Consider the following 12,624-nt stretch of genomic DNA (forward strand, 5'->3'; position numbering starts at 1 on the left):
GCCAACCGCGTCCACGATTCAGCGCTAGACGTCGAAACCGCATGAGGGAGGCGCCATGTCGAAACCGCTCACTGTCCTGTGCCTGAGCAGCGCCGTCAAGGGCCAGCGCCTGATCCAGGAGCTGAAGCGCCTGGGCTGCCGCGTGTTTCTATTGACCGAGGAGCGCTGGCGCGATGACGCGTGGCCCTACGAATCGCTCGAAGGCATTCATTACATGCACAGCCTGGCGAACCGCCCACATGTCCTCAACGCGGCCAGTTACATGGCGCGCGGCCTGCAATTCGATCTCATCATCCCGCTGGACGAATACGAGGTGCAGACGGCCGGCGCGTTGCGTGAGCACTTCATCATGCCCGGTATGACCGCCTCGGAAGCGCAGCCGTTCAACGACAAGCTGGCGATGCGAGCGCGGGCGCAGGCTGCCGGCATCCCGACGCCCGAGTTCACGCCGGTGTTCAACTACGACGTCCTGCGGGCATGGATGGCGCGCGTGCCGCCGCCGTGGTTGCTCAAGCCGCGCCACGAGGCCGGCGCGATGGGCATCAAGCGCTGCGAGGACGCCGAACAAGTCTGGCGCTGGCTCGATCAGCTCGGCGACGAGCAGTCCCGCCGATTGTTGGAGCAGTTCGTGCCGAGCGACGTGTTTCACGTGGACGCGCTGGTGTGGCAGGGCCAAGTCGTGTTCAGCATTGCCAGCGCCTACGACAAGCCGCCGCTCAGCGTGTCGCACGGCGGCGGCGTATTCGTCACGCGCACGCTGCCGGCGGAGAGCGACGCAGCGCAAACGCTGACGGCGCTGAACGCACGGGTAATCGGCGCGCTGGCGCCGCGAGGATTCAGCGGCGCGGTGCATGCCGAATACCTGCGTGCGCTCGAGACCGGCCAATGGCTCTTCCTGGAGGCCGGCGCGCGCGTGGGCGGCGCCAACATCGCCGACATGATCGAGTACGCGACCGGCGTCAACCTTTGGGCCGAATGGGCGCGCATAGAGGTCGCTCACTTCCTCGGCGAAGACTATGCGCCGCCTGCCACGCGCCGCGACCACGCCGGCATCCTGATTTGCCTGGCCCGCCAGGAACACCCCGACCTATCGAGCTACAACGCCCCCGAAGTGGTTTGGCGGCTGAAGAAGCGCTACCATGCGGGGTTGATCGTGGTCTCACCCGATCCCGCGCGCGTGCAATCTCTCCTCGACAGCTACAGTCGGCGCTTCGTCGAGGACTTCCTGGCCCACGCCGAACCGTGGGAGACAGGGCGGATGGTGTGAGCTGACTCGACGTCGGCGCCGAGCCGACGCGCATCAGGCGCAACTTCACATCAGCCATCCGCTCATACTCGGCGTTCGTGCCGACGCCGGGCTGGGCGAAGGTAGCATAGTGCCTATATGAATATCGCCATCATCGGCGCGGGAGCGACCGGCTTGGCCGCGGCGTACGATCTGCTGCGAGCCGGCCACCGCGTCACGCTCTTCGAGGCCGGCGACCGACCCGGCGGCCTGGCCGCCGGCTTCAAAATGCCGCGCTGGGACTGGTCGCTGGAGAAGTTCTATCACCACTGGTTCGAATCCGACCGCGATGTGCTGAAATTAGCCGATGAGATCGGCGTCCGCGATCGCGTCATCTTCAAGCGGCCAATCACGGTTTCCTACTGGAACGGCCGCTTTTATCCGCTCGACTCGCCGACGGCCGCGCTGAAGTTCCCGGGCCTGTCGTTGCCCGCCAAGATCCCCTTTGGCCTGGCCACGATCTACCTGAAATATCTCACGACGAACTGGCGCGCGTTGGAGCGCTACACTGCGCACGCATGGGCGTCGCGGTGGATGGGACGGCAGGCGTACGAGGTCATATGGCAGCCGCTGCTTGAGGGCAAGTTCGGCGACCGCTATCAACAGGTGAACATGGCGTGGCTGTGGGCACGCATCAAGGCGCGCAGCCCCCGGCTGGGCACCTTCATCGGCGGCTTCCAGGCTTTCTTCGACGCCCTCGCCGCGCGCATACAAGCCCTGGGCGGCGTCATCCACTATTCCACGCGCGTCGAAGAACTACACCTCGAGGGCGCGCCAAGTCGCCGGTGGCAAGTCCAGGCCCACGCCCAAGGCTCGACGTTTGACGTTGTGCTGAGCACAACCGCGCCGCGCGCCATGGCCAAGCTTGCGCCGCAGTTGCCGCCCGATTACCTGGGCGCGCTCAACGCGCTGCAATCGCTGGGCGCAGTGATCGTGATTTTCGCGCTCGACCGGCAACTCGCCCGCCAAGGCTACTACTGGCACAACTTGCCCAAGAGCGCCGGCTTTCCTTACCTCGCCATGTGCGAGCACACCAACTTCGTCGCAACCGAGCACTTCGGCGGGCAACACCTTATCTATTGCGGCGACTACCTCCCTCCCGCGCATCCATACTTCTCGATGACGGAAGACGAATTGCGCAGCGTCTTCCTCCCCTCGCTGGCGCGCTTCAACCCGCACTTTGACCCATCCTGGGTGCAAGACGCCTGGGTATTTCGCGAGACCTATGCGCAGCCTGTGCCGTTCATCAATCACAGCCAACACATCCCACCAGTGAAGACTCCCCTGCCCGGCTTGTTCTTCGCCAGCATGAGCCAGGTGTATCCGTGGGATCGCGGCACTAATTACGCCATCCGGCTCGGCCGCCAGACGGCGGCGGCTATACTCACATCGGCCAGCGATGGGTGAACACAACGCACGCGTGCCCCGTGTGCGCGTGCAGGACGAACTTGGCCGCGTCGTGAACGTCTTTCTGCTCTCGCCGGACGGCGAAGGGCTGACCGTAGGCCGCGCCTTGCACGCCGGCGTGTCGTTGCCGTCGAAAGACGTCTGCCCGCTCCACCTGCGCATCCGCTGGGACAGCACGTTCGGGCGCGTCATCGTCACCGACCTGGGTTCGCAGACCGGCACGTATCTGGACGGACACAGGCTGACGCCGGAGGTGCCTTATGCCTGGCACAGCGGACAGCCCCTTCGCGCCGGCCGCTACACACTCAAACTCATCATGCCCGGGTCGGCCTCCGGCGCGCCAGGCGGCTCTGCGCCATCCACCGGCGCAGTCGCTCCCCTCTCCAAGCCGGCGCCGCGCTTGCGACGGCTCGGCGTCGCTCTCTTGATCAGCACACTCGCGGCATTCGCCCTGGCGGCGCATATCGTCCTGTCGCGCGCAATCGAAATTGTCAGCTTCGCACTGATCGCTGACGGGCCAAACCCTATGGCGATCTTCCAGGTCGTCAATGCACAGCGCATCGAGCTGCGGGTGAATGGCCGACCGGCCGATCCCAATCGGTTGAGCTTCGATCCACACACCGGCACCGGCACATATCGCGTTCGGCCGGGCGAGAGGAATTTCGTGCTCATCGCCTACGACCCGCTCGGACGATCGGCGACGAGCCGGCTGATCTCCCACGCGCCCATCGAGACGCCCCGCCCGACCTTCACGCCGTCGCCTGTCGAGATCGGCCTGGCTGTGTTTGCGTTCAACGGTGCGAACAAGGTCAACGACCTGAGCGACATCATCTTGAGCAAGGGTGAATCGTTGTTGATCGAGTGGGACGTGGTCAATGCCGAGTCGGTGGAGCTGCAACCGGCCGGCACCTTTGGGCCGCAGGACGCCGTGCGCGTCGCGCCGAACGAGACCACGGTGTATACGCTCATCGCCCGCAGCCCGCTCCAAGAGGTGCGCCGCTCGGTCAAGGTTATCGTAGTGGACGCGCAGGCGACGGCCGCTGCAAACGCGACCGCTGTCGCCATCGTCCAGGCCACGCGCGACGCCGAAGCCGCTGCTCAGGCCCAAATAGCCGCCACGGCGACGGCCGCCGCGCAGTCCACCACCACTGCGATTGCCGAGGCGTTCGCCCAGGCGCAGGCCGCGGCTGCGGCCAAAGCGACACAGGACGCCCTGGCCATACTCAGCGCAACGCGCACAGCCGCCGCGCGCGAGACGGCTCAGGCACTCAGCGCTGCCCTCGCGCAGGCGACGGCGGACGCACGGCAGCTAACGGCGGCTACCTCGACGGCGATCGCACAGGCGACAGCGCAAGCGATGGCAGCGCGCTACGGCCAATACAGCGGCATCTGGACGAACGACGACCCGACCACCGATGGGGTCACCCGCCTGGTCATCAGCAACATCGGCCCCACCATCACGGTGCAGGCATTCGCCCGTTGCCAGCCGCGCGATTGTGATTGGGGCGCGCGCAGGCAGGCATTTACCGGCGAGCCATTCAGCATCGCCTTCGCTTTCGGCGACGGCGTGACGCGCCGGCTCACCTTCGCGCGCGTCGGCGACAAACTGCGCGTCACCGACGCCGATTCGCGCGGGCCGATCCGCACCTACACCTTCTCGCCGGCCAGGCCATTACCCGCACCCTAGTGTTGGCTCGGCTCGCCGAGGTCAGCGCCCCGGCGCCGTTGATGGGGATCACCTGGGCCGCCACAGCAAAAATCTTGCATCGCTGCTAGGCGAAGATGCTACACTCATCGAGCCATGTTGAAATTTCGTCCAACCGCGCTATGCGTCATGGCCGCTCTGCTCGCCTGTGCGGGGCAAGCGTCCGCGTCGTCCCTTCAGCCCAATACCAGCTATTGGCTCTTCTTGCCAGTGGTGAACAGTCTGTATTTGACCTGCCCCACCACCTCATCGCAAACCTACGATGTCATCGGCATTCAAGGGGGCTACTACAAGGGCAACGCACTGACCGACGAGAACGCCGACTTTCGCCTTTCTATTCTCGGTTACGTGCCAACGACGGCGCCAATGACGCTGGTGAACTATAGCGGGCCGGCCGACCCGCATGCGCCACAGATGGCCGGCATCTTTGAGCCAAATCGCGGCCCCAACATCACGGGCGTCTTCAAGCGCTACGACTGGAACTGGAACGAGAGCGGGCCGCCGCCCTACGGCGCGCGCGGTGGAGTCAATAACGATTGGCCGGTCTCGGTCATGAACCTGGCCGCCACACCTGGCGAGGGCATCTACATTCCGGAGCGCAATATACTCAACGCTCCGATCGGCACTGCGGCCATGGTGCTGTATGCCGATGAGGACGAGGTGACGCTGGCCTACGGCGACCGGGATAGCGTGGTCAACGGCTACGTGGTCTACTTGATGAACATTTGCACCGACCCTAATCTGGTGGCGCGTTACCGCCAGCAGCTCGATAGCAACGGACGCAGGGCGACAGGATTCCTTCCGGCCGTGCGCAACAACGAACGGATCGGCATCGCGCGCTACAACTACGTTACGGTGGCAATTCGCGATAGTGGGCCTTTCCTCGATCCTCGCTCGCGGAAGGATTGGTGGCAAGGATACTGAGCACGCGCCGGGATAGCGCAAGCAGCGCTATCGCCGACCAGCGCGTGTCATCGAGCAACTTTGGACCGCCGGTCAGGAGGGGTTCATGATGGACGCATCCGTCTGTGGGCGCGCACGCTATGCGACCAGCTTCTCCAGACGATCTACGAAACCCTCCAGGACTTTGAATGCGCAATCCATCGGTTCCGGCTGGGTCATGTCCACGCCGGCCATCTTGAGCGCGTCGAGCGGGTACATCGAGCCGCCGGCTTTCAGGAAATCGAGATAGCGATTGACTGCGCCCGGCGCCTTCTTCAGCACCTTGTCGGCCAGTGCGTTGGCCGCGCCGATGCCGGAGGCGTATTGCCACACGTAGTAATCGGCGAAGAAATGCGAGAACTGCATCCACGTCACGCCCACGCGCGGCTCATCCAGGCGCACGGCATCGCCGTAGCCATTTCGGAACAGCTCGACCAGCTTGGCGCTCATCGCGTCGGCGGTGAGCGCGCCGCCCCGCTCCACCGTGGTGTGCATCCAATGCTCGAACTGCGCGTTGATCGGCATGAGAAACAGATAACGGTGGAAGTTGTCCATGGCTTCCTGGATCACGGCGATCTCGAAGTCGCGCCCGCGGCCGAGTTCGAGCAAATGCGCCCGCACCAGCGCCTGGCTGAAGTTGGAGGCAACCTCGGCGGCGAACATGGAATACTCGGCGTAGACGAACGGCTGCGCCTGGCAGGTCAGCAGCGTGTGCATCGAGTGGCCGATCTCATGCGCCAGGGTGCTCAGGCTGCCGAGGCCTTGTTCGCTATAGCTCATGAAGATGAACGGCTTAGTGCCGTAGGTGCCGGCGGAGTAAGCGCCGTCGCGCTTGCCCTGGTTGGGGTAGATGTCCACCCAGCGGTCGGTGGTGAGGCCGCGCTTGACGGCGTTGACGTACTTCATCCCCAACGGGCGCAACCCACCGACGATCCACCGGACGGCCTGGTTGTAGGTAACGCGCGGCGGCTTCGCCAGGGGCGCGAAGATGTCGCACACTTCCATTTTGTCCAAGCCCAGCGCGCGCCGTCGAATATCCCAATAGCGATGCCAGATGCCGATGTGGCGGTTGCACGCATCAATCACATTGTGATAAACCTCGGTAGGGATATTGCTCGGCGCGAGCGCCGCTGTGAGGGCATCGGGGTAGCGGTGCACCCGCGCTCGCAGCACCGTCGCCTTCACTTTGCCGGCCATCACTTCGGCGAAGGTGTGCTTCATACCCAAGAAGCCATCGGCATAGCTTTCCCACGCGCTCTTGCGCAGCGTCCGATCCGGGCTGCTGAGCAACTCGTCAATGTTGCCCTGGGCCACCTGCACGCGCTTCTTCTTAGCAGTGCGTGCGTCGGCGAACTTCAGATCGGCGTTGGCCAGCACGGTGTACACGTTGGCCGGCGTTGCTAGCGCTTCGCCGGCTTGCGCCATCACCTCTTCCACCTCCGCCGAGCGCACATGCGGCTTCATGCGCATCAGGTTATCGAAGAAGTGTTCATAGAGCCTGAGCTTTGGCTCAGCAGCCATGAAGCGCCTGATCGTCTCGGGTTCGAGGGTGAGGATCTCCGGCTGGGCGAATGCGGTCGCCGCGCTGAAACGCGCGGCCAGGTTCTGCGCTCGGCTCACGCGGGCCGCATTCGTCTGGTTGGTGGTATCTACGTCGAATCGGCGGTCAGCATAGTTGTAGATTTTGTGCATCTCCGGCGCCAGGCGGTCTATCAGGCTGAGATACGCATGCAGCGTGTGTGCCGACTCGGTCAGCCGGCCTCGAAAGGACGCCAAGCTCGGCAACTCCGACTCTAACTGCCGATAGGCTTCTTCCCAAGCTTCCGGCGTGGGATACATGCTCTCCAGGTCCCATGTGTGTTCCACCGGCACTTCTTCGCGGCGAGGCAGAACTTTGGTCATGCGCTTTCACCTCTTTACTTACAAGACAGAGAGCTGCAAATGATACCGTCCTGGCGCAGGTGCGCTAGAGCAGCGCACAGGCACGGGCAGAGGCGGTACCGGTTCAACCTGGACTGCTTTGGGATGATCGCCGGTGCCTGCGCACCTTGCCGGCGTTGTGGTGTCCCGCAGCCGGCGCCGCCAGTGGTCGTCGAGAGCAGGCGGCGCAGTTTTCAGCAGGAACAATCGCCGGCGGCGCGAGGGCGTAGGGAGCAAGCAATTTACCGGTGCGGTCAGATTGGCTCCGCCGCCGGCCTGAGCGGTAATGCGGGGGCAACGCACTTGGCGCTGCTCACGCTCGTCCGCTCAGCCGCCTAGGTTAATGCTTAACCCTTGCTTGCTGCCCTCGGCGCGCGGCAAATACTGCGCAATGGCACCCGCCAGTTTAGACATGGGCATGGTCTGCAACCACACGCGGCCCGGCCCGGTTAGGGTCGCAAAGAGCAGGCCCTCACCCCCGAACAGGATATTCTTGAACCCTTTCACCATCTCGACATCGAAGGCTACGCTCGGCTCAAACATCGCCACATGACCGGTATCCACCTTGAGCCGCTCACCCTGGCCGAGGGTGTATTCCACCACCTCACCGTCCAGCGCGACGAACACCGTGCCGGGACCATCGAAGCGCTGCATCAACACGCCCTCGCCCCCGAAGAAAGCGCCGAAGCGCTTCTGGAACTGTACCGCCATGTTGACGCTCTTTTCAGCGACCAATAGTGCGTCTCGCTGTGTCACGATGGACTGGCCCTGCGCTAGATTGATTGGGATGATCTTGCCGGGGAACTCGCTGCTGAAGGCGATCAGCGCATTGTCGCGCTCCGCCGTGAAATGGGCTACGAACAAAGACTCACCGGTGAACACGCGGCCAAGAATGCCGCCCAGCCCGCCGCGCATGTTGGTGTCCATGCGGATGCCATCTTGCATCCACGAGAGCGCACCCGTCTCTGTGTACACAGTCTGGCCGGTGCGGAGTTGCATCACGACTATTTGCATCACCGTGCCCAGTACTTGGTAGGGCGCACCGCCTACAGTTTGGCCGCTTAGGGCCACAGTTGGGTTAGGAATATCCAGGCGTTGACCGGCCACATTCGTAAAGGATTCAGACATGTGGTTTCTCCTTCTGTAAATCAACCTTATCACGAATTCACGCTCTCGTGTAAAGACATTGTATTACGACTGCCAGAGCACAGGCACCGTCTCTAGGCTTGTAGGCACACAACCGCAAGACAGGTGAAGCATCAAGGGGGCGCCTTTCATACGCTGCGGTGGGTGGGGCGGGCGCCGGCAGCCCCGGAGCGCGAGCTCGACGAGTCCGGCTTGGCGCCGGCGCAGCAAGTCTGGGCGAAGGTGCAAGCGCGCCCGACGGCGACAAAGCGTTGGATGAGCGCATCGTCAGACCGTTGAGGCGTCGGCAGCACAGGGCGCTAGCGCAGATCGCGCTGCGGCAGTCGAATCCGTGGGATTTGTCAAACTTACCCATGTGAAAAGAGCGGTATTGCGGTATTGAAATTGCTTGACACCGCTCAGCCAAAGCGCTAGAATTTTATTGTTTGTGATTGATTTTGATTGACTGTGAGCGTTTTGAATGCACAGCGTCCTCTCCAGCCCCGAACGTCAGAACCAGATTCTGCAACTCCTGGCCCGCAACCAGCGCATCACCGTCGCCGAGGTTTGTGAGACCTTTGAGGTCAGCGAGGCGACTGCCCGTCGTGACCTGGAAGCGCTGGCCGAACAGGGCAAACTGCAGCGCGTCCACGGCGGGGCCATTGCCCTGCGCGAGGCGCCGCCCGAGGCTCCCATCCTGCAGCGCGAGCGCGAACAGGCCGCCGAGAAGATTCGCATTGGGTTGGCTGCCGCTGCTCTCGTCCAGGACGGCGAGACGGTCTTCCTCGGCTCCGGCAGCACCGTCCTGGAAGCTGCCCGCGCCCTGCGCACCAAAGAAAGCCTGACCGTCATCACCAACTCCCTGCCGGTCATCAATACACTGGCCGGCCTGCCAAACATCACGCTTATTTGTCTGGGCGGGCAACTACGCAAGAGCGAACTCTCCTTCATCGGTCACATCACCGAGCAGGCGCTGACCGAGGTGCGCGCCGATAAGGTCTTGCTTGGCATCCGCGCCATCAGCCTGGATCATGGCCTGACCAACGACTACCTCGCCGAAACGATGACCGACCGCGCCATTCTGCGTGTCGGTCGCGAGGTCATCTTACTCGCCGACCACACCAAACTGGGCCGCGTTGCCCCGGCCTTTGTCGCCCCCGTCGAAAGCATCCACACCCTGGTCACCAATTCCGCCGCCCCGTCCGACTTCCTCGAGGCGCTGCGCGAACGAGGAATTCGCCTCATTGTTGCTTGAATCTTCGTGCTCCTTTGTGTCCTTCGTGGTGAGAACATGCTCCTCCAAAACTTCCGCCCCCAACCCAAACTCGTCACCAAGACCACCCGGGTCGAAAAACCGCGCTTCCCAGCCATAGACGCCCACAACCACCTGGCTGAACCCTTCGGCGGCGGCTGGGACAAGAAGCCCCTTCCCGAACTGCTCGACCGCCTCGACGAAGCCGGCATCGTCCACTACGTGGACCTGGATGGCGGCTGGGGCGAGGATATTCTCTATCGCCATCTGGATTACTTCAAAGCGCGCGCCCCGCAGCGCTTCACCATCTTCGGCGGGGTGGACTGGTCGAAATGGCCCGAACTGGGCAACGCCTTCCCCGAATGGGCGGCAGGCAGGCTCAGGGTCCAGAAAGAGCGCGGCGCCGGCGGCCTGAAAATCTGGAAACCGTTTGGGTTGCACGTTCGCGATGAGAAAGGGCAACTGGTCGCTGTAGATGACCCGCGCCTGGACATCCTGTGGGAAACCGCCGGCGAACTGGGCCTGCCCGTCCTGGCGCATGTGGCCGATCCGGTCGCATTTTTCGACCCGATTGACGAGACCAACGAGCGCTGGGAGGAACTCGGTCAGCACCCCGATTGGGCTTTCACCAGCCCGCCGTTCCCTTCTTTCATGTCCATCATGGAGGCCTTCTACCGCCTGGTGAAACGCCACCCGCGCACCACCTTCATCGGCGCACATGTCGGCTGCTACGGCGAAAACCTGGGCTGGGTAGGCAAAATGCTGGACGATTGCCCGAACTATTACATAGACATTGCCGCCCGCCTGGGCGAACTGGGACGTCAGCCCTACACCGCCCGCCGCTTCTTCCTTCAATACCAGGACCGTATCCTCTTCGGCTCCGATTTTGGCCCCGACCTGGACGCCTATCGTCTTTACTACCGCTTTTTGGAAACCGACGATGAGTACTTCAACTACAACGTGAGCGAAGTGCCGCTCCAGGGGCGCTGGTATGCCTATGGCATCTTCTTGCCCGACGAGGTGCTGAAAAAGGTCTATTTCCAGAACGCGGCGCGCATCCTGAGGCTGTAGGACAGCCTTTCGAGGCTGTCTCAATGACAGGCCAGTGGAAAACAACGATGGAACTTCACCTTCACCCTCCTGCTGAAGCCCTCCTCCAAAAACAGGGCCTTACCCTGGCACACCTGCGCCTGACGGCGTGGAACGGCGAATCCGCTGAGCCGCTTTCGCTTCCGGTGCAGTGGCATCTGAGCGCGCCAGAAGCCGGCTTCTGGACGCTGCACTTCGACCTGAGCGCTCCCGACCGCGCCCTGGAAATCACCCGCCTGCGCCTGGAAGCCTTCCTGCCGCAGGCGCTCTGGGGGCAGGAAGGGACTCTCTGGAGCCTGCAGGGCGCGGCGGTTCACTGGGGACAAGATTTCGCCTTCCCGCTGGAAAAGGGCTTTGCCCGCGAAAATTACCTCGGTCACCTGCAGGATGCGGAGGGCGGCGGCGTGCCGCTGGTCTATCTCTGGAATCGGCTGCACGGCCTGGCGCTGATGCATCTGGAGACAACGCCCATCGAATGGTACCTGCCGGTGGAACGCGACGAGGAGGGCGTGCGAATGGCTTTTGAACTGCGCCGTCCCTTGCGCCTGACGCCAGGGCAGGTCTGGAGCTCGCCGCTGTTTGCCCTTTCCTGGCACGAAGGCGGCGATTTCTTCGCCCCGCTGGAGCGCTACCGCCAGCAGATGGCCGTCCGCGGCCTGACGCCGGCCCCGCCGCTCCCCGCCAGTTATGAGGCCGCCTGGTGCTCCTGGGGCTATGAGTTCGATGTCACGGCAGAAGATGTAGCCCATGTGCTGCCGGCTGCCCGCCCGATGGGTCTGCGCTGGTTCACCCTGGATGACCGCTGGTTCGATGCCTACGGCGACTGGAACCCACGCCGCGAGACCTTCCCCAACGGCGCCGAAGACCTGCGCCGCATGAATGAAGCCATCCACGCCGCCGGCGGACTCTCGCAACTCTGGTGGTATCCGCTCTGCGCCGAAGATGGGCACGGCGCCTGGGAAAGCCACACCTACGGCATCTCCCAAATCCTGCGCGAGCATCCCGATTGGGTGGTGCTGGATGAGCAGGGGCGGGTGGCGCGCAACAACCGCCACCTGGCCATGCTTTGCCCGGCCTTGCCCGAAGTGCAGGAATACACCCTGGCGCTGACACGGCGATTCATCGAGGAATGGGGTTTCGATGGCTTCAAGATGGACAACATCTACACCATGCCCGCCTGTCACAACCCGGCCCATCATCACGCCTCGCCGCAAGAATCCATCCGCGCCTTTGGCGAACTCTACCGCCGCGTCCTCGAACTGACCCGTCAACTCCGCCCGCAGGAGGGCGTGGTGCAGATCTGCCCCTGCGGCACGCCCATCACCTTCCACCTGCTCCCGGCCACCGACCAGACCGTCACCGCCGACCCGACCTCCAGCGCCCAGGTGCGGCAGCGCATCAAATTCTACAAGGCGCTCACCGGCCGGAGCGCCGCCGTTTTCGCCGACCACGTGGAACTCTCCGATGGCGGCGTGGACTTCGCTTCGGGCATCGCCACCGGCGGCGTGCCAGGGACGAAGTTCACCTGGCAGGTCCCGCCCGAACGTCAGGCGCGCCTCAAGGAAAACTGGCAACTCAGCGCCCAGAAATTTGAACTCTGGCGCTTCTGGTTTGACCTCTATCAGCGCTATCGCCTGGCTGAAGGGGAATATCTCGACCTCTACGACATGGCCTTTGACTTCCCCGAAGCCCATGTGATTCGCAAAGACGGACGGCGCTACTACGCCTTCTTTGCCGAGTCCTTTGACGCTGAGCTGCAACTGCGCGGCCTGGAAGCGCGCCGTTACCGCCTGCGCGACTACGAACACGAAACGGACCTCGGCACGGTTGAGGGTCCCAAAGCGTCCCTCCGCGTCCGCTTTACCCACCACCTCCTCCTGGAAGCCACTCCTGAATAAC

9 protein-coding genes are annotated in these 12,624 nt (G+C 63.5%); 7 read left to right on the forward strand and 2 right to left on the reverse strand.

The genetic code is table 11. The features are described 5' to 3' along the window. Positions 1 to 55: 55 nt before the first annotated feature. The 4 genes from GXH28_RS10650 to GXH28_RS10665 all read left to right on the forward strand — a co-directional run bounded on the left by GXH28_RS10650 (position 56) and on the right by GXH28_RS10665 (position 5,321). Positions 56 to 1,267, forward strand: coding sequence for an ATP-grasp domain-containing protein (locus GXH28_RS10650; RefSeq protein WP_169239009.1), 1,212 nt, complete (start codon positions 56 to 58; stop codon positions 1,265 to 1,267). 117 nt (positions 1,268 to 1,384) lie between these two features. Beyond that, positions 1,385 to 2,692: an NAD(P)/FAD-dependent oxidoreductase gene (locus GXH28_RS10655; protein ID WP_169239010.1), complete on the forward strand. Its 1,308-nt coding sequence runs from the start codon at positions 1,385 to 1,387 to the stop codon at positions 2,690 to 2,692. Next, a complete protein-coding gene (locus tag GXH28_RS10660) occupies positions 2,685 to 4,379 on the forward strand; it encodes an FHA domain-containing protein (protein ID WP_169239011.1) in 1,695 nt (564 codons plus the stop codon). Before GXH28_RS10655 ends, GXH28_RS10660 begins: the two co-directional genes overlap by 8 nt. A 114-nt stretch (positions 4,380 to 4,493) precedes the next feature. After that, positions 4,494 to 5,321, forward strand: a complete 828-nt coding sequence (locus tag GXH28_RS10665) for a hypothetical protein (RefSeq protein WP_169239012.1) — start codon at positions 4,494 to 4,496, stop codon at positions 5,319 to 5,321. Between the two features lie 117 nt (positions 5,322 to 5,438). Here GXH28_RS10665 and pepF read toward each other — a convergent pair whose 3' ends face one another. Both pepF and GXH28_RS10675 read right to left on the reverse strand, forming a co-directional pair. Continuing rightward, positions 5,439 to 7,241, reverse strand: a complete 1,803-nt coding sequence (pepF, locus tag GXH28_RS10670) for an oligoendopeptidase F (RefSeq protein ID WP_169239013.1) — start codon at positions 7,239 to 7,241, stop codon at positions 5,439 to 5,441. Positions 7,242 to 7,586: 345 nt separating this feature from the next. Further along, on the reverse strand, positions 7,587 to 8,387 hold the full coding sequence (locus tag GXH28_RS10675) for a TIGR00266 family protein (protein WP_169239014.1): 801 nt from the start codon (positions 8,385 to 8,387) through the stop codon (positions 7,587 to 7,589). A gap of 478 nt (positions 8,388 to 8,865) precedes the next feature. Here GXH28_RS10675 and GXH28_RS10680 point away from each other — a divergent pair, with 478 nt between their 5' ends. From GXH28_RS10680 to GXH28_RS10690, 3 genes are read left to right on the forward strand one after another with little or no spacing between them, the layout of a single operon-like run. After that, entirely contained in the window at positions 8,866 to 9,639 is a 774-nt protein-coding gene (locus GXH28_RS10680; RefSeq protein ID WP_169239015.1) for a DeoR/GlpR family DNA-binding transcription regulator, read from the forward strand. 36 nt (positions 9,640 to 9,675) lie between these two features. Continuing rightward, positions 9,676 to 10,707 (forward strand): amidohydrolase family protein, encoded by a 1,032-nt coding sequence (locus GXH28_RS10685; protein WP_169239016.1) that lies wholly within the window; start codon positions 9,676 to 9,678, stop codon positions 10,705 to 10,707. 47 nt (positions 10,708 to 10,754) lie between these two features. Further along, complete coding sequence (locus tag GXH28_RS10690) at positions 10,755 to 12,623, forward strand: alpha-galactosidase (RefSeq protein WP_169239017.1); 1,869 nt, start codon at positions 10,755 to 10,757, stop codon at positions 12,621 to 12,623. Position 12,624 lies beyond the last annotated feature (1 nt).

The organism is Candidatus Roseilinea sp. NK_OTU-006, assembly GCF_012931985.1.
In the GTDB taxonomy this organism is placed as follows: Bacteria; Chloroflexota; Anaerolineae; order J036; family Brachytrichaceae; genus JAAFGM01.